The sequence below is a fragment of the Microbacterium excoecariae genome (assembly GCF_011326725.1).
GTDB lineage: Bacteria > Actinomycetota > Actinomycetes > Actinomycetales > Microbacteriaceae > Microbacterium > Microbacterium excoecariae.
Window position 1 is genome coordinate 1,321,196 of sequence record NZ_JAANCO010000001.1, and the last position, 18,459, is coordinate 1,339,654.

Sequence of the window (18,459 nt, forward strand, 5' to 3'; positions counted from 1 at the left end):
CGAGGACGCGCACCGCATCACGAAAGGAGGCTCGTCATGAGCCGATTTGCAGGACAGGTCATTCTGATCACGGGCGGCGGCTCCGGCCTGGGCCGCGCGACCGCCGTGCGCGTGGCGGGCGAGGGCGCGAAGCTTGCGCTCGTGGACGTCTCGGAGGAGGGGCTGGCGGCCTCGAAGCAGGCGGTCCTGGATGCCGCTCCGACCGCGGAGGTGCTGACCGTCGTGGCCGACGTGTCGAAGGAGGCCGACGTCGAGGCGTACGTCGCCGCGACCACGGAGCGTTTCGGCCGCATCGACGGCTTCTTCAACAACGCGGGCATCGAGGGGCGTCAGAACCTGACGGAGAGCTTCACCGCCGCCGAGTTCGAGCGCGTGATCTCGATCAACCTCACCGGGGCGTTCCTCGGGCTCGAGAAGGTGCTGGCCGTCATGCACGAGCAGGGCAGCGGATCCGTCGTGAACACCGCGAGCGTCGGCGGCATCCGCGGCGTCGGCAACCAGTCGGGGTACGCGGCGGCGAAGCACGGCGTCGTCGGCATGACCCGCAACTCGGCGGTCGAGTACGGCCAGTTCGGTGTGCGCGTCAACGCGATCGCGCCGGGCGCCATCTGGACGCCCATGGTCGAGAACTCGATGAAGCAGATCGACCCGGACAACCCTCGCGCCGCCGCGGAGCAGTTCATCCAGGCGAACCCGACCAAGCGCTACGGCGAGGCGCACGAGATCGCGGCGGTCGTCGCGTTCCTCCTCTCGAACGACTCGAGCTACGTCAACGCGGCCGTGCTGCCGATCGACGGTGGACAGTCGGCGAAGTACTGAAGCGCCACTGCGCGGGGCCCGGAATCGCACGCGGCGGATCCGGGCCCCGTCGTGCTACCCTGGAGCGTCACGCGTGCGCGCGTCGATGCCTCGTGCCCTCGGTACGGAGCGTGAGACTGCCGTGTGACGCGGTGTATCCCATTCATCGCCCCGGTTCCACAGACCACGTCGCGTCCCTGCGGGAGGCGGCCGGAACACGAGGCCCGATCATCACAACCCCTGAAGGCAAACCACTACATGACTAACGCAACGACCGCCTCGGCCACCACGCAGGTCGCGATCAACGACATCGGCTCTGCAGAGGACTTCCTGGCCGCGGTCGAGAAGACTCTGAAGTTCTTCAACGACGGCGACATCATCGACGGCGAGATCGTCAAGATCGACCGCGACGAGGTTCTGCTCGACGTCGGATACAAGACCGAGGGCGTCATCCCCTCGCGCGAGCTGTCCATCAAGCACGACGTCAACCCCGACGATGTCGTCAAGGTGGGCGACCACATCGAGGCCCTCGTTCTCCAGAAGGAGGACAAGGAAGGCCGTCTGATCCTGTCGAAGAAGCGCGCGCAGTACGAGCGCGCCTGGGGCGACGTGGAGCAGATCAAGGAGAACGACGGTGTCGTCAAGGGCACGGTCATCGAGGTCGTCAAGGGTGGTCTCATCCTCGACATCGGCCTTCGCGGCTTCCTCCCGGCCTCGCTCATCGAGCTGCGCCGCGTGCGCGACCTGACGCCGTACCTCGGCCAGGAGCTCGAGGCGAAGATCCTCGAGCTCGACAAGAACCGCAACAACGTGGTGCTCTCGCGTCGCGCCCTCCTCGAGGAGACGCAGTCGGCGACCCGCGCGCAGTTCCTCAACGGCCTGCACAAGGGCCAGGTCCGCAAGGGTCAGGTCTCGTCGATCGTCAACTTCGGTGCGTTCGTCGACCTGGGCGGCGTGGACGGCCTCGTGCACGTCTCCGAGCTGTCCTGGAAGCACATCGACCACGCCAGCGAGGTCGTCGAGGTGGGCCAGGAGGTCACCGTCGAGGTTCTCGAGGTCGACCTCGACCGCGAGCGCGTCTCGCTGTCGCTCAAGGCGACGCAGGAGGACCCGTGGCAGGTCTTCGCCCGCACGCACCAGATCGGCCAGATCACGCCCGGTAAGGTCACGAAGCTCGTTCCGTTCGGCGCGTTTGTGCGCGTCGCGGACGGCATCGAGGGCCTCGTGCACATCTCCGAGCTGTCGCACAAGCACGTCGAGATGGCCGAGCAGGTCGTCTCGGTGGGCGAGGAGCTCTTCGTCCGCGTCATCGACGTGGACCTGGACCGCCGCCGCATCTCGCTGTCGCTCAAGCAGGCCAACGACATGGTTGACCCGAACGGCACCGAGTTCGACCCGTCGCTCTACGGCATGACCACGGAGTACGACGAGAACGGCGAGTACAAGTTCCCCGAGGGCTTCGACCCGGAGACGAACCAGTGGCTCGAGGGCTACGACGAGGCGCGCGAGGCCTGGGAGCAGGAGTACGCCCAGGCGCAGGCTCGTTGGGAGCAGCACAAGGAGCAGGTCGCCAAGGCCATCGAGGCCGAGGCGAACGCCGAGGAGGCTGCGCCGGCCGGCGCCGCGAGCAGCTTCTCGACGGAGTCGAACGGCGCCGGCGCCCTCGCCGACGACGAGGCTCTCGCCGCGCTGCGCGAGCAGCTCGCGGGCAACTGATCGCCTGATCACGCTCTGAGCGGAGACGGGCCGGATCCTTCGGGATCCGGCCCGTTTCGCGTTTCCGGCCCCCTTCCCGCGGCGACCCCTGTGGAGAACTTCTGCGCGCGCCGCCGGATCCTCGTAGCGTGTGGGGATGCGTTCCTCCGTCGTTATCGCCGCCCTGAGCGCCGCCGTGTCCCTGGTGCTCCTCGCCGGCTGCGCGCCCGAGCCGGAGCCCGAGCCCGCCTGGACCGAGGAAGAGGCCTACGCCGCGGCGGAGGAGACTTTTCGGGCGTACATTTCTGAATCTGCACTTTCGAACACCGAAGGACACCCTGAACGCTACGTAACGGGTGCTCTCGCGGATCAAGTTGAAGAGTGGGAAGAGCGCACTTCTGGCGTTGAAATCGCTGCACGAGGGGAATCGCGTGTTGTGACATTTGAGGCTGTGTCATTTGACGTAGTTGAGCGCGCCGTTGCTGTGAGCGCCGAAGCTTGCATCGATTCCTCGGACGTCGAAGTTCGGGATAGCGACGGGAAATGGACGCAGACGCGCCCCAACGGTGCGTATGTCGTACGCGTCGACTTCGTCAGCGTGGGGGATGCGGTACAGCTCGCTGAACTATCGGAAGTTGATTTGGCATGCTGACCGCGATGATGCTCGTGGCAACCGGCGTGTTCGCACCACCCACGATGAATGATGGGGCGCTGTCTGGCGCTCAAATTCTCCCGACGAACGAATGCCACTTCGCTGCCGTGGAGGCCGGCCTGTGTGGAGCAGACGGCGACTCCTCCCTCGACATCTGGGACGAGATCGCGACCGGCGGCGGCGGAGGCGGGGGCGGTGACACCGGGAGCGGCGGGAGCGGCGTGGCGCCGGGCGGATCCGTGCCGGTCGTCGAGACGGGCGGCGGCGACGCGCCTCCCGCGCCGTCGCCGGACCTCATCGAGGGGTGGAACTGTCTCGGCCCGGGTGATGATGTCCTCGGTCCCGCGTGCGCGGAGGCTGCGGAAGAGGAACCGGCGGTTCCGGGTTCTCCGGAGGATCCCGAGCCCGAGGCCCCCGTCATCCCGGCGCTGGTCGCGCGCGACGTCGCCTCGTTCGCGCCGGGCGCCGGCGAGCCGGTGATCGAGCCGTACGGAATCGCGATCGCGCACGCCCCGATGAACGTGGCGTTCGCGCCGGAAGCGCGCACCGTCGGCGGCGATCTGTTCGGCCTGCCCATCGAGGTGACGTTCACGCCCGAGTTCCTGACCGTGGACTACGGCGACGGCACGGTGGTCGAGGCGGGCCCGACCGCGGCGACGTGGGAGGCGCTCGGGCAAGAGCAACTGACGCCGACGGCTACGAGCCACGCGTATGCCGACCGCGGGACGTACCCGGTGCGCGTGTCGACCTCCTACGCCGCGAGCGTGGACTTTGGCCCGTGGGGCGTGCACGAGGTCTCCGGGTTCGTCGTGTCCGACGCGCCCGTCGTGGACGTCACCGTGTACGAAAAGCAGTCGTTCCTCGTCGCGCGCACGTGCGAGGAAAACCCGGCGGGGCCGGGGTGCGCGGCCGTCGGGTGAGCGCAGGGATCGCTAGGCTCGAGGCATGCCCCTCATCGCCCTCACCGGCGGGATCGCGTCGGGGAAATCGACGATCGCGCGCCGGCTCGCCGAGCGCGGCGCCATCGTGATCGACGCCGACCGCGTGGTCCGCGACCTGCAGCGCCCCGGCCAGGCCGTGCTCGCCGAGATCGCGGAGGCCTTCGGCGACGGCGTGCTCGCGCCGGACGGGACCCTCGACCGCGCCGCGCTCGCCCGCATCGTCTTTCACGACGACGCGCGCCGCGCCGAGCTGGACGCGATCGTCCACCCCGCCGTGCGCGAGGAAACCCAGCGCCGGTTCCGCGCCGCGCTGGACGCGGATCCGCGCGCCGTCGTCGTCTACGACGTTCCCCTGCTTGCCGAGGCCCGCGGCTCGGACGAGTGGGACCTCATCGTCGTCGCACACGCGCCCGCGGCGACGCGCGTCGACCGCCTCGTCGAGGATCGCGGTATGGCCCGCGCCGACGCCGAGGCGCGGGTGCGCAGCCAGGCGTCCGACGCCGAGCGCCTCGCGCTCGCCGATGTCGTCGTCGACACGAGCGGATCCGTGACCGACACCCTCCGCGGCGCCGACGCCGTGTGGGAGCGCGTCGCCCCCGCAGCCTGACAGGCGGCAGGGCATCCGCGCCCGCTCGAACCGATGTCGGTGGTCGGGCATAGCCTGGGACCATGCAGACGACGCGCAGTGTCCGGCCCTTCGAGGTGGTCAGCGAGTACCAGCCCTCGGGCGATCAGCCGCGCGCGATCGCCGAGCTCGCGCAGAGGATCAACGCGGGGGAGACCGACGTGGTCCTCCTCGGTGCGACCGGAACCGGGAAGTCGGCGACGACCGCCTGGCTCATCGAGCAGATTCAGCGCCCGACGCTCGTGCTCGCCCACAACAAGACCCTGGCGGCGCAGCTCGCGAACGAGTTCCGCGACCTCATGCCGCACAACGCTGTCGAGTACTTCGTGTCCTACTACGACTACTACCAGCCCGAGGCGTACGTCCCGCAGACCGACACCTTCATCGAAAAAGACAGCTCGATCAACGCCGAGGTCGAGCGGCTCCGCCACTCGACGACGAACTCGCTCCTCAGCAGGCGCGACGTCATCGTCGTGAGCACGGTCTCCTGCATCTACGGCCTCGGATCGCCGGAGGAGTACCTGCGCTCGCTCGTCGCTCTGCAGGTGGGGGAGCACTACGACCGCGACGCGCTGATCCGCCAGTTCATCGGCATGCAGTACAACCGCAACGACGTGGACTTCTCGCGCGGCAACTTCCGGGTGCGCGGCGACACGATCGAGATCATTCCCGTGTACGAGGAGTACGCGATCCGGATCGAGCTCTTCGGTGACGAGATCGAGGCGATTCAGCGGCTGCACCCGCTGACGGGCGAGGTCATCGAGAAGATGGACGCGGTGGCGGTCTTCCCCGCGACGCACTACGCGGCCGGGACCGACACCGTCGCGCGCGCGATCACCACGATCGAGGACGAGCTGCAGCTGCGCCTCGCGGAGCTCGAGGGGCAGGGCAAGCTGCTCGAGGCGCAGCGGCTCAAGATGCGCACGACCTTCGACATCGAGATGCTCCAGCAGATCGGCTTCTGCTCCGGCATCGAGAACTACTCGCGCCACCTCGACGGCCGCGAGGCGGGGGAGCCGCCGCACACCCTGCTCGACTTCTTCCCGGACGACTTCGTCATCGTGATCGACGAGTCCCACGTCACGGTCCCGCAGATAGGCGCCATGTACGAGGGCGACGCGTCGCGCAAGCGCACGCTCGTCGACCACGGCTTCCGTCTCCCGAGCGCCCTCGACAACCGGCCCCTCCGCTTCGACGAGTTCAAGGAGCGGATCGGCCAGGCCGTGTACCTCTCCGCGACCCCGGGCAAGTACGAAATGGGGATCGCCGACGGGGTGGTCGAGCAGATCATCCGCCCGACGGGCCTGATCGACCCCGAGATCGTCATCAAGCCCTCCGAGGGGCAGATCGACGACCTCCTCGAGGAGATCCGCGCCCGCGCGGAGCGCGACGAGCGCGTTCTCGTCACGACCCTCACGAAGAAGATGGCCGAGGAGCTCACCGACTTCCTCGACGAGCACGGGGTGCGCGTGCGATACCTGCACAGCGACGTCGACACGTTGCGCCGCGTCGAGCTGCTCACCGAGCTGCGCCAGGGCGTGTACGACGTGCTCGTGGGTATCAACCTCCTGCGCGAGGGGCTGGACCTCCCCGAGGTCTCGCTCGTCGCGATCCTCGACGCCGATAAGGAGGGTTTCCTCCGCAGCGAGACCTCGCTCATCCAGACGATCGGCCGCGCCGCCCGCAACGTGTCGGGACAGGTCCACATGTACGCCGACAAGGTCACCGACTCGATGCAGCGGGCCCTCGACGAGACGAACCGGCGCCGCGAGATCCAGACCGCCTACAACGCGGAGCACGGCATCGACCCGCAGCCGCTTCGCAAGCGGATCGCCGACATCACCGACGCGCTCGCGCGCGAGGAGGCCGACACCGCCGAGCTCCTCGCGAAACGGGGGCGCGACCCGCGCGTCAAGGACGGCGGCCGCGGGAAGGCGCCGGCGCCCGCGTCGCACGAGGGGCTCGCCGCGGAGGGCGCCGATCAGCTCGAGCAGACGATCGCCGACCTCACCCAGCAGATGCTCACGGCGGCCGAGGAGCTCAAGTTCGAGCTCGCGGCGCGGCTGCGCGACGAGGTCAAGGACCTCAAGTACGAGCTGCGACAGATGGTGAAGGCGGGCCACGCCTGAACCTGGGCGTTTCCGCGCCGAACGAACATAGTTTCGAACTAGGATCTCTCACGTGCCGATCATTCCTGTAGACACCGATCAGAAGATCACCGTGCGCGGCGCCCGCGTGCACAACCTCCAGAACGTCGACCTGGAGGTTCCGCGCGACAAGATGATCGTCTTCACGGGCCTGTCCGGGTCCGGCAAGTCGAGCCTCGCGTTCGACACGATCTTCGCCGAGGGGCAGCGCCGGTACGTCGAGTCCCTGAGCGCCTACGCGCGCCAGTTCCTCGGCCAAGTCGATCGCCCCGACGTCGACGCCATCGAGGGCCTCAGCCCGGCCGTCTCGATCGACCAGAAGTCCACCAACCGCAACCCGCGCTCGACGGTCGGGACGATCACCGAGATCTACGACTACATGCGCCTGCTATGGGCCCGGATCGGGATCGCGCACTGCCCCGTCTGCGACGCCCGCATCGAGCGCCAGACCGTCCAGCAGATCGCCGACCAGCTCGTGGCGCTTCCCGAGGGCACGCGCTACCAGGTGGTCGCGCCGATCGTGAACCAGAAGAAGGGCGAGTTCGTCGACCTCTTCGCCGAGCTCGGATCCAAGGGCTACGCCCGCGCGATCGTCGACGGCGAGCTCATTCAGCTCGCCGAGCCGCCGAAGCTCAAGAAGTCGTACAAGCACGACATCTCCGTCGTCGTCGACCGCCTCGTCGCCCGTGGCGACGGCATGATCGGCCGCGTGACCGACTCCGTCGAGACGGCGATCGGGCTCGCCGACGGCGTGATCCAGGTCAACTTCGTCGACGAGGAGGGCGACGACGCCTGGCAGTCGTTCAGCGAGAAGCTCTCCTGCCCGAACGGGCACGCCCTGCAGCTCACCGAGATCGAGCCGCGCACCTTCTCGTTCAACGCGCCGTTCGGCGCCTGCCCCGCCTGCTCGGGCCTCGGCACGAAGATGTCGGTCGACGTCGACCTCATGCTCGCCGACGAGGAGCTGTCGATCGCCGACGGCGTCATCGTCCCCTGGACGACGCAGGGCAAGGGGCTCTTCCAGTACTACGAGCGCCTCCTCGAGGGCCTCGCCGACGACCTCAACTTCTCGTTGCACACCCCGTGGCTCGCCCTTCCCGAGGCCGTGCGGGAGGCCGTCCTCTACGGGCAGGACTACCGCGTCAACGTGAAGTACAAGAACCGCTGGGGTCGCGAGGTGCGCTACGCGAGCGGCTTCGAGGGCGTCGTGCCCTACATCGAGCGGCAGTACGCCCAGGCCGAGTCCGACACCCAGCGCGCGCGCTGGGCCGACTACCTGCGCGAGATCCCGTGCTCCGTGTGCCACGGCGCGCGGCTCAAGCCCGAGGTGCTGGCCGTCAAGGTCGCGGGCCGCTCCATCGCCGAGACGGCGGAGCTCAGCCTCGACGACGCGATGGAGCTCGTCGAGTCGATCGAGCTCACCGAGCGCGAGGCGATGATCGCCGCGCAGGTCCTGCGCGAGATTCGCGTGCGGCTCGCATTCCTCCTCCGCGTGGGGCTGAACTACCTCACCCTCAGCCGCGCCGCGGGGTCGCTCTCGGGCGGCGAGGCCCAGCGGATCCGGCTCGCGACGCAGATCGGCACGGGCCTGACGGGCGTGCTCTACGTGCTCGACGAGCCGTCGATCGGCCTGCACCAGCGCGACAACCGCCGCCTCATCGAGACGCTCGAGGCGCTCCGCGACCTGGGAAACACGCTCGTGGTCGTCGAGCACGACGAGGAGACGATCGAGTCGAGCGACTGGGTCGTCGACATCGGACCGCGCGCGGGCGTCGGCGGCGGCGAGGTCATCCACTCGGGGCCGTACCGAGAGCTGCTCGGCGAGGAACGCTCGATCACGGGCGACTACCTCTCGGGCCGCCGCGAGATCGCCGTGCCGAAGAAGCGCCGACGCATCGACCGCAAGCGCATGATCCGCGTCGTCGGCGCCCACGCCAACAACCTCCAGGGCGTCGACGCGGACTTCCCCGTGGGGGTCTTCACGGCGGTCACGGGCGTGAGCGGATCCGGCAAGTCCACGCTCGTCAACGACATCCTCTACCAGGTGCTCGCGCAGAAGCTCAACGGAGCGCGCACGGTGCCCGGCAAGCACAAGCGCGTGACGGGCCTGGATCACGTCGACAAGGTCATCCACGTCGACCAGGCACCCATCGGGCGCACCCCGCGGTCGAACCCCGCGACCTACACGGGGGTGTTCGACCGGATCCGCACCCTGTTCGCGGAGACCCCCGAGGCGAAGGTGCGGGGGTACCAGGCCGGCCGGTTCAGCTTCAACGTCAAGGGCGGCCGGTGCGAGGCGTGCTCGGGCGACGGCACGCTCAAGATCGAGATGAACTTCCTCCCCGACGTGTACGTCGACTGCGAGGTGTGCGGCGGAAAGCGGTACAACCGCGACACGCTGCAGGTGCACTACAAGGGCAAGAACATCGCCGAGGTGCTCGAGATGTCGATCGCCGAGGCAGCCGAGTTCTTCGAGCCGATCCAGGCGATCCACCGCTACATGAAGACCCTCGTCGACGTCGGGCTCGGGTACGTGCGGCTCGGTCAGGCCGCGACGACCCTGTCGGGGGGCGAGGCGCAGCGCGTCAAGCTCGCGACCGAGCTCCAGAAGCGCAGCAAGGGCCGCAGCGTCTACGTGCTCGACGAGCCGACGACCGGCCTGCATTTCGAGGACGTGCGCAAGCTCCTCGAGGTCCTGAACAGCCTCGTCGAGAAGGGCAACACGGTCGTCGTCATCGAGCACAACCTCGACGTCGTCAAGTCGGCGGACTGGGTCGTCGACCTCGGCCCGGAGGGCGGATCCGGCGGCGGTACGATCGTCGCGACGGGCACGCCCGAGCAGGTCGCGCGCGTCGCGGACAGCCACACCGGAGCCTTCCTCGCGGAGACTCTCGGACTCACGCAGCGCGCGAGCGCCGCGAAGGCCCAGCGCGCGGGCCGGTAGGCGCCCATGACGTCGCCGCTTCCCTACAAGCCCGGTCCGGGAGAGATCCCGACGAACCCGGGGGTGTACCGCTTCCACGACGCCGAGGGGCGCGTGCTGTACGTCGGCAAGGCGAAGAACCTCCGGCAGCGCCTGTCGAACTACTTCGCCCCCCTCCACACGCTGCACGAGCGCACGCGCCGCATGGTCACGACCGCCTCGGGCGTGGAGTGGACGGTCGTCCCGACCGACGTCGACTCGCTCCAGCTCGAGTACCAGTGGATCAAGCAGTACGACCCGCCGTTTAACGTCAAGTACCGCGACGACAAGTCGTACCCGTTCCTCGCGATCACGATGGCCGATGAGGCGCCGCGGGTCATGGTCACGCGCAACCGCAAGATCCGCGGGGCGAAGTATTTCGGCCCCTACCCGAAGGTGTGGGCGGTCCGCGACACGATCGACCTCATGCTCAAGGTGTTTCCGATCCGCACGTGCAGCGACGCCTCCTACAAGCGGGCGATGCAGACTGGCAAGCCCTGTTTCCCCGGCCAGATCGGGAAGTGTGGCGGGCCGTGCTCGCGCCGCGTCACCGTCGCGGAACACCGGGCGGTCGTCGACGACTTCGTGGCCTTCCTGCAGGGCGGGGACAAGCGCTTCACCCGCGAGATCTCGGCGCGCATGCGCGAGGCGGCGGCGGCCATGGACTACGAGCGGGCGGCCGTGTACCGGGACCAGCTCGAGTCGCTCGACGCCGTCCTTACCAAGAGCGCGCTCGTGCTGCCGGAGGACGCGGACGCCGACCTCTTCGGTATCGCCGAGGACGAGCTCGACGCCGCCGTGCATCACTTCGTCATCCGCCAGGGGCGCGTGCGCGGCGTCTCGTCCCACACGATCGTCAAGGAGCTCGACATCGGCGGCGGCGAGCTTGTCGACCAGATCCTGCAGCGCACCTACGGCGACGCCGAACGCGCGGACATCCCGCGCCGCGTCCTCGTTCCGGAGCTCCCGCCCGCCCACGACGAGCTCGAGGCATTCCTCAGCGACAGGCGCGGCACGCGTGTCGAGATTCAGGTCGCCCAGCGCGGCCAGCGCGCCGAGCTCATGCGCAACGCGACGCTCAACGCGCAGCAGGCGCTCGTGCGCCACAAGTCGCAGCGCACGAGTGACTACGCCACGCGCTCCCAGGCGCTCGCCGACCTGCAGAGCGCGCTGGGCATGGCCGAGGCCCCGCTGCGCATCGAGTGCTACGACATCTCGCACCTGCAGGGCACGAACGTCGTCGGCTCGATGGTCGTGTTCGAGGACGGGCTCCCGCGCAAGGACCAGTACCGGTCGTTCTCCATTGCGTCGACGACCGACGACACGGACAGCATGTACCAGGTCCTGACGCGGCGCCTTGCTCACCTCGACGAGCCCGCGGAAGTCGTGCCCGATGCCGCGGACGTCGCGACGAGCGCGGAGGAGGGGGGCGTCACCGAGACCGGGACGCGGCGGCGATTCGCCTACCCGCCGCAGCTGCTCCTCGTCGACGGCGGCCAGCCCCAGGTGGCGGCGGCCCGCCGCGCGCTCGAGGAATCGGGCCACACGGAGATCGCGCTCGCCGGCATCGCCAAGCGCCTCGAGGAGCTGTGGCTCCCGGGCGACGATTACCCCGTGATCCTGCCCCGCTCGTCCGAGGCGCTCTACCTCGTGCAGCGCCTGCGCGACGAGGCGCACCGGTTCGCGATCCGGCACCAGCGCGCGAGGCGCAAGCGCGACATCCGCACGGTCCTCAGCGAGGTGCCCGGGCTGGGGGAGCAGCGCATCAAGGCCCTCCTGACGCACTTCGGATCCGTCGCGGCGCTGCGCCAGGCGACGACGGAGCAGATCGAGGAGCTCCCGGGGATCGGGCCGACGCTGGCGCAGTCGGTGCACGCACACCTGGCGCGGGGGTAGGGCGCGCGCGATAGTGTGAGGGGCGTGAGCGAGGAGCCGAGCGCCCGAGGGGAAGTCCTCATCGTCACCGGCATGTCCGGGGCCGGGCGGACGACGGCCGCCAACGCGCTCGAGGACCACGGCTGGTACGTCGTCGACAACCTGCCGCCGCAGATGCTGCGGCCGTTGCTCGAGCTCGCGGGGCGCGTCGGGTCCGAGCTCCCGCGCGTGGCCGCGGTGGTCGACGTCCGCGGCGGCGACCTGCTCGCCGAGCTGCCCGCCACGGCCCAGCAGCTCCGGGACGCGAACAACCTGCGGATCCTCTTCCTCGACGCGAGCGACGATGCGCTCGTCCGCCGATTCGAGCAGGTGCGGCGCCCGCACCCGCTGCAGAGCGCCGGCACGATCCTCGACGGGATCCGCGAGGAGAGGCGGCAGCTGCAGAGCATCCGCGAGGGCAGCGACATCGTCGTGGACACGACGGGGCTGAACATCCACCAGCTGGCCTCGCGGACGGCGGAGCTGTTCGAGGAGGAGGGCGCCCCGCGTCACCGCACGACGATCCTGAGTTTCGGGTTCAAGTACGGCCTGCCCGCCGACGCCGATCTCGTCGCCGACATGCGATTCCTGCCGAACCCCTTTTGGCGCGACGACCTGCGCGCGCTCACGGGCGAGAGCGAGGCGGTCAGCAACTACGTCCTGGCGCAGGAGGGCGCCACGGAGTTCCTCGACGCGTACGTCCAGGCGGTCACGCCGATCATCGAGGGCTATCAGCGCGAGAACAAGAGTCACTCGACGATCGCCATCGGGTGCACGGGCGGAAAGCACCGCTCCGTCGCGATGTCCCTCGCGCTGGCCGCGCTGCTCGAGCGGATCCCCGGGTTGCGGGTGCGCGTGCGGCACCGCGATCTCGGGCGCGAGTGACGGGGTGCGCTGACCCCGTTATAGCGCCGTCCGCTGGGAGTTCGGCCACGGTGGATCCGGGCCCCGGCCGGTAGGCTGAAGCACCGCTCCCGACGGAGCCCCCAGCCTTTTCATGTGAGGAGTCCCGTGGCACTGACCGCCGAAGTGAAGGCCGAACTCATCGCCGTGCGCGACCCGCGCCCGAACGTGCGTGTGGCCGAGACGACCGCGCTCTTGCGCTTCGCCGGCGGCCTGAAGTCGATCGCCGGTCGCGTGGCCGTCGAGGCCGAGGTCGACGACCGACGGCTCGCCGTGCGCACGGCGCGCGACATCGCCGAGATCTACGGCGTGCGCCCCGAGCTGGCCCACATTCAGGCGTCCGGCGCGCGCGACGGTGAGCGCTTCGCGGTGCGCGTCGTGCGCGGCGGCGAGACCCTCGCCCGGCAGACGGGCCTGCTCGACATGCGCCGGCGCCCCGTGCGCGGGCTCCCCAACCGGCTCACGACCGGCAACACGGACGACCTCGCGGGTATCTGGCGCGGGGCGTTCCTCGCGTCCGGCTCGCTCTCCGAGCCCGGCCGTTCCGCCTCGCTCGACGTCGAGTGCCCCTCCGGCGAGGCCGGCATGGCGCTCGTCGGCGCCGCGCACCGCCTGGGTGTCGCCGCCAAGCAGCGCGAGGTGCGCGGGGTGCCGCGCGTCGTCGTGCGCGACGCGGAGGCCATCCGCGGGATCCTCCTCGCCATGGGCGCGGAGAAGGCCGCCGAATCGTGGGACGAGATGCGTCAGCGCCGCGAGGTGCGCGCGGGCGTGAACCGCCTCGTGAACTTCGACGACGCGAACCTGCGCCGCTCGGCCCAGGCGGCCGTCGCGGCCTGCGCGCGCGTGGAGCGCGCGCTCGCGATCCTCGGCGAGGACGTGCCGGCGCACCTCAAGCAGGCGGGCGACCTGCGCCTGGCGCACCGCGACGCGAGCCTCGACGAGCTCGGGCATCACGCGGATCCGCCCCTCACCAAGGACGCCGTCGCGGGCCGCATCCGCCGCCTGCTCGCCATGGCGGACAAGCGCGCGGTCGCGCAGGGCATCCCCGGCACCGAGTCGGCCGTGCCGGCGCAGGGCGAGCCCGCGTAATCCCGCCCGACTTTGCGCGCGAGTCGCCACGAGATGTCGGCGCCCGGCCACCATCGGCGCCACCGTCACTAGGATGATGACTGTCCGCTCGGATCGCAGCGTGCGATGCCGAGAAACCGGCACGAAAGAGAAAGCGACTTATGGCTAAGTACACGCTTCCCGAACTCACCTACGACTACGCCGCGCTCGAGCCCCACATCAGCGCGCAGATCATGGAGCTTCACCACTCGAAGCACCACGCGACGTACGTCGCCGGCGCGAACACCGCGCTCGAGCAGATGGCGGAGGCCCGCGAGTCCGGCAACTTCGGTTCGATCAACAAGCTCGAGAAGGACCTCGCGTTCAACCTCGGCGGCCACACGAACCACTCCATCTTCTGGACGAACCTCACCCCCGAGGGCCAGGAGCGTCCCGAGGGCGAGATCGCCGCGGCGATCGACGAGCACTTCGGCTCCTTCGAGGGCTTCCAGGGCCAGTTCACCGCCGCCGCGCTGGGCATCCAGGGCTCCGGCTGGGCGGGCGTGTTCTGGGACTCGATCGGCGAGAACCTCGTCATCCAGCAGTTCTTCGACCAGCAGTCGCAGTTCGCGGCGGGCACGGTTCCCGTGCTGCTGCTCGACATGTGGGAGCACGCCTTCTACCTGGACTACAAGAACGTCAAGGCGGACTACGTCAAGGCGTTCTGGAACATCGTCAACTGGGACAACGTGAAGCTTCGCTTCGACACGGCGCGCGAGAAGACCGCGGGCCTGCTCGTCGCGAACTAAGTCCCCGGTCGGGCCGGTGGAGTGCGGATCCGCCGGCCCGACGCCCCCCACTTTTCTTCCAGACCCACCAATCGCCCCTCGGGGCATGCACATGAGGAGACACACAGTGTCCGCACGGATCGGTATCAACGGCTTCGGCCGCATCGGACGCAACTTCCTTCGGGCCGCCCTCGCCCAGGGCGCCGACATCGAGGTTGTCGCGGTAAACGACCTCACCGACAACAAGACGCTCGCGCAGCTGCTGAAGTTCGACTCGGTCGGAGGCCCCCTCGGCCGCGACGTCACGTTCGATGACGAGTCGATCACGGTGGACGGCACGCGGATCAAGGCGTTCGCGGAGCGCGACCCCGCGAACCTCCCGTGGGGCGACCTCGGCGTGGACATCGTCATCGAGTCGACCGGCTTCTTCACGAAGCCCGAGGCCGCCGAGAAGCACATCCAGGCCGGCGCGAAGAAGGTCATCATCTCCGCTCCCGCGAGCGGCCCGGCCCCGACGTTCGTCATGGGCGTCAACCACACGGACTACAACCCCGAGACCGACCACGTGATCTCGAACGCGTCGTGCACGACGAACGCGCTCGCCCCGCTGGCCAAGGTCTTCAACGACGCGTTCGGCATCGAGCGCGGCTTCATGATGACCGCGCACGCCTACACGGCCGACCAGAACCTCCAGGACGGTCCGCACAAGGACCTCCGCCGCGCGCGCGGCGCCGCGATCAACATCGTCCCGACCTCGACGGGTGCGGCGAAGGCGATCGGCCTCGTCCTCCCCGAGCTCAACGGCAAGCTGGACGGCACGAGCTACCGCGTTCCGGTCCCGACCGGCTCGATCGTCGACCTCACGCTCGTCACGAAGGACGGCCTGACCGCCGACGAGATCAACGCCGCCTACCAGGCCGCCGCGGAGGGCCCCCTCAAGGGCGTTCTGCAGTACTCGGAGGACCCGCTGGTCTCGAGCGACATCCAGCTCAACGCGCACTCGTCGATCTTCGACTCGGGCCTCACGAGCGTCAGCGGAAACCTCGCCAAGGTGTCGTCCTGGTACGACAACGAGTGGGGCTACTCGAACCGCCTCGTCGACCTCGCCGTCTACGTCGGCGGCCAGCTCTGACCCAGGCGCCTTCACGGCACGCATCCCCGAGATGACCGGACGCCCGTCCGCCGCGCACACCGTGCGCGTGCGGGCGGGCGTTCGCGGTAGATTGGCGAACGATGACACTTCGAACTCTTGATTCCCTGGGCGACCTCGCGGGTAAGCGCGTCTTCGTCCGTTGCGACTTCAACGTTCCGCTCTCCGACGGGCGGATCACGGACGACGGGCGCGTGCGCGCGGCGCTCCCGACACTGACGGCCCTGCTCGACGCGGGCGCACGCGTCGTGACGTCCTCCCACCTCGGCCGCCCGAAGGGCGCGCCCGACCCCCAGTTCTCCCTCGCGCCGGTCGCCGAGCGCCTCGGCGAGCTCCTCGGGCGCCCCGTTGCGTTCGCGAGCGACACCGTCGGATCCGCCGCTCAGGAGGCCGTCGACGCGCTCGAGGACGGCCAGATCGCTGTCCTCGAGAACCTGCGCTTCAACGCGGGCGAGACGGCGAAGGACGACGCCGAGCGCCGCGCCTTCGCGGAGCAGCTCGCGGCGTTCGCCGACGTGATGGTGTCGGACGGCTTCGGCGTCGTCCACCGCAAGCAGGCCAGCGTCTACGACCTCGCGCAGATCCTCCCGAGCGCCGCCGGCGCGCTCGTCGCGCACGAGGTGTCCGTGCTCGAGCGCCTGCTGGAGGCCCCCGAGCGCCCCTACACGGTCGTGCTCGGCGGCTCCAAGGTGAGCGACAAGCTCGGCGTCATCGACAGCCTCCTGCCGCGCGTGAACAAGCTGCTCATCGGCGGCGGCATGGCCTACACCTTCCTCGCGGCCCAGGGGCACGCGATCGGGAAGAGCCTCGTCGAGACCGACCAGATCGAGACGGCCCGCGGCTACATCCAGGCGGCGGAGGAGAAGGGCGTCGAGCTCATCCTCCCCGTCGACTCCGAGATGGCCGCGTCCTTCTCGGCCGACGCCGGGCACGCGGTCGCCCCGAGCGACGCGCTCGAGGGCACGGAGTTCGGCGCCGACGCGCTCGGCCTCGACATCGGGCCCGAGACCGCGCGCCTGTTCGCCGACGCGATCGCGTCGTCGACGACCGTGTTCTGGAACGGCCCGATGGGCGTGTTCGAGTTCCCGGCCTTCGCGGAGGGCACGCGCGCCGTGGCCGACGCCCTCACGCGCGCGAGCGGCCTCACGGTCGTCGGTGGCGGCGACTCGGCCGCGGCCGCGCGCACCCTCGGATTCGCCGACGACCAGTTCGGCCACGTGTCGACCGGCGGCGGCGCCAGCCTCGAGTTCCTCGAGGGCAAGAAGCTTCCCGGACTGGAGGTCCTCGGATGGGCGTGACCCGTACCCCGCTGATTGCGGGCAACTGGAAGATGAACCTCGACCACCTGCAGGCGGTCGCCCTCGTGCAGAAGCTCCACTGGAGCCTCAAGGACGCCGCGCACGAGGCCGACTCGGTCGACGTCACGGTGTTCCCGCCGTTCACCGACCTGCGCAGCGTGCAGACGCTCCTCGACGCCGACAAGATCCCCTTCGGGCTCGGCGCCCAGGACCTGTCGACGCACGACTCCGGGGCGTATACGGGCGAGATCTCGGGCGAATTCCTCGCGAAGCTGAACTGCGGATCCGTCATCATCGGCCACTCGGAGCGCCGCGAGTACCACGCGGAGGACGACGCGGTCGTCGCCGCGAAGGTGGCCCAGGCCCTCAAGCACGCGCTCGTTCCGGTCATCTGCGTGGGTGAGACGAGCGAGGACCTCGAGAAGTTCGGCGCGAGCGCCGTGCCCGTCGCGCAGCTCGAGAAGGCGCTCGAGTCGGCCTCGGCGACGTCCGAGATCGTCGTCGCGTACGAGCCGGTCTGGGCGATCGGATCCGGTCAGGCCGCGACGCCCGAGCAGGCCCAGGAGGTCTGCCAGAAGCTGCGCGACGTGATTCGGGAGAAGCTCGGCGAAGACGCGGCGGAGCGCACGCGCGTGCTCTACGGCGGATCCGTGAAGTCGGGCAACATCGCCGCCTTCATGCGCGAGCCCGATATCGACGGCGCGCTCGTCGGCGGCGGCAGCCTCAAGGTCGACGAGTTCAGCGCGATCATCCGCTACCAGAAGCACGTCGGCGTGTGAGGATCCGGCGGGGCGCGCCTGGCCAGGCACGCCCCGCCGGGCCCTTCCCACCCCGTATACTGTTTGCTTGTGCGCGCCGACTGGCGGGCACGAAGGAAAGGCCACACCGTGCAGATTCTCGAGATCGTTCTGCAGGTCCTGCTCGGCATCACGAGCCTCCTGCTGACGCTGTTCATCCTCATGCACAAGGGCCGCGGCGGCGGCCTCTCCGACATGTTCGGGGGCGGCATGACGCAGGCGGTCAGCTCGTCCGGATCCGCCGAGCGCATGCTCAACTACCTGACGATCGTGCTCGCGCTCGTGTGGTTCCTCTCGATCGTGGGCCTCGGCCTGATCACGAAGTTCCAGGTCCTCTGATGGCCGGCGGCGCGAGCGCGATCCGCGGGACCCGCGTCGGGTCCGGCCCGATGGGGGAGCAGGACCACGGCCACCAGGCTGAGCGGGTGGCGATCACCTACTGGGACGGCCTGGGCAACGAGGTCGTGAAGTACTACTCGGCGGACATCCCCGACGAGGAGATCCCCGCGATCGTCGACCATCCCAAGAGCGGCCTCCCGGCCGGGCGCGACAAGGACAACCCGCCCGCGCCCGAGAAGAACGAGCCGTACAAGACGCACCTGGCCTACGTGAAGGAGCGCCGCACCGACGAGGAGGCCGACGGCCTGCTCGAGGAGGCGCTCCAGAAGCTCCGCGACAAGCGCGGCGCGTAGAGCCCGGCACACACACGACGACGCGGCCCCGCGGATCCGGTGAGGATTCC

General features: G+C 69.5%; 16 protein-coding genes. All 16 read left to right on the plus strand.

From position 1 onward, the window contains the following. The first annotated feature begins 36 nt into the window (after positions 1-36). Positions 37-819 (plus strand): SDR family oxidoreductase, encoded by a 783-nt coding sequence (locus G8E01_RS05970; protein ID WP_166317195.1) that lies wholly within the window; start codon positions 37-39, stop codon positions 817-819. A gap of 237 nt (positions 820-1,056) precedes the next feature. Then, a complete protein-coding gene (gene rpsA, locus G8E01_RS05975) occupies positions 1,057-2,514 on the plus strand; it encodes a 30S ribosomal protein S1 (RefSeq protein WP_155049451.1) in 1,458 nt (485 codons plus the stop codon). Positions 2,515-2,650: 136 nt separating this feature from the next. Next, a complete protein-coding gene (locus G8E01_RS05980) occupies positions 2,651-3,145 on the plus strand; it encodes a hypothetical protein (protein ID WP_166317198.1) in 495 nt (164 codons plus the stop codon). Then, on the plus strand, positions 3,139-4,065 hold the full coding sequence (locus G8E01_RS05985; RefSeq protein WP_166317201.1) for a hypothetical protein: 927 nt from the start codon (positions 3,139-3,141) through the stop codon (positions 4,063-4,065). Before G8E01_RS05980 ends, G8E01_RS05985 begins: the two co-directional genes overlap by 7 nt. 25 nt (positions 4,066-4,090) lie before the next feature. Beyond that, the gene (gene coaE / locus G8E01_RS05990) at positions 4,091-4,693 is read left to right on the plus strand and encodes a dephospho-CoA kinase (RefSeq protein ID WP_166317204.1); all 603 of its coding nucleotides are present in this window, start codon (positions 4,091-4,093) and stop codon (positions 4,691-4,693) included. 62 nt (positions 4,694-4,755) lie between these two features. After that, positions 4,756-6,840: an excinuclease ABC subunit UvrB gene (gene uvrB, locus G8E01_RS05995; RefSeq protein WP_166317207.1), complete on the plus strand. Its 2,085-nt coding sequence runs from the start codon at positions 4,756-4,758 to the stop codon at positions 6,838-6,840. 52 nt (positions 6,841-6,892) lie between these two features. Next, positions 6,893-9,802: an excinuclease ABC subunit UvrA gene (gene uvrA / locus G8E01_RS06000; protein ID WP_166317210.1), complete on the plus strand. Its 2,910-nt coding sequence runs from the start codon at positions 6,893-6,895 to the stop codon at positions 9,800-9,802. 6 nt (positions 9,803-9,808) lie between these two features. Continuing rightward, positions 9,809-11,716 (plus strand): excinuclease ABC subunit UvrC, encoded by a 1,908-nt coding sequence (gene uvrC / locus G8E01_RS06005; protein ID WP_166317213.1) that lies wholly within the window; start codon positions 9,809-9,811, stop codon positions 11,714-11,716. A gap of 24 nt (positions 11,717-11,740) precedes the next feature. Beyond that, positions 11,741-12,619 (plus strand): RNase adapter RapZ, encoded by an 879-nt coding sequence (gene rapZ / locus G8E01_RS06010; RefSeq protein ID WP_166317216.1) that lies wholly within the window; start codon positions 11,741-11,743, stop codon positions 12,617-12,619. 126 nt (positions 12,620-12,745) lie between these two features. Next, positions 12,746-13,726 carry a DNA-binding protein WhiA gene (whiA, locus tag G8E01_RS06015; RefSeq protein ID WP_166317219.1) on the plus strand — a complete coding sequence of 327 codons (981 nt, stop codon included), beginning with the start codon at positions 12,746-12,748 and terminating at the stop codon, positions 13,724-13,726. 140 nt (positions 13,727-13,866) lie between these two features. Then, on the plus strand, positions 13,867-14,493 hold the full coding sequence (locus G8E01_RS06020) for a superoxide dismutase (RefSeq protein ID WP_166317222.1): 627 nt from the start codon (positions 13,867-13,869) through the stop codon (positions 14,491-14,493). Between the two features lie 106 nt (positions 14,494-14,599). Continuing rightward, positions 14,600-15,604: a type I glyceraldehyde-3-phosphate dehydrogenase gene (gap, locus tag G8E01_RS06025; protein WP_166317225.1), complete on the plus strand. Its 1,005-nt coding sequence runs from the start codon at positions 14,600-14,602 to the stop codon at positions 15,602-15,604. Between the two features lie 101 nt (positions 15,605-15,705). Further along, positions 15,706-16,920, plus strand: coding sequence for a phosphoglycerate kinase (locus G8E01_RS06030; RefSeq protein ID WP_166317228.1), 1,215 nt, complete (start codon positions 15,706-15,708; stop codon positions 16,918-16,920). Beyond that, a complete protein-coding gene (gene tpiA / locus G8E01_RS06035) occupies positions 16,911-17,699 on the plus strand; it encodes a triose-phosphate isomerase (RefSeq protein ID WP_205827232.1) in 789 nt (262 codons plus the stop codon). Before G8E01_RS06030 ends, tpiA begins: the two co-directional genes overlap by 10 nt. A 108-nt stretch (positions 17,700-17,807) precedes the next feature. Then, positions 17,808-18,056 (plus strand): preprotein translocase subunit SecG, encoded by a 249-nt coding sequence (gene secG / locus G8E01_RS06040; RefSeq protein ID WP_338100754.1) that lies wholly within the window; start codon positions 17,808-17,810, stop codon positions 18,054-18,056. After that, on the plus strand, positions 18,056-18,409 hold the full coding sequence (locus tag G8E01_RS06045) for an RNA polymerase-binding protein RbpA (protein ID WP_155048286.1): 354 nt from the start codon (positions 18,056-18,058) through the stop codon (positions 18,407-18,409). Before secG ends, G8E01_RS06045 begins: the two co-directional genes overlap by 1 nt. The last annotated feature ends 50 nt before the right edge of the window (positions 18,410-18,459 follow it).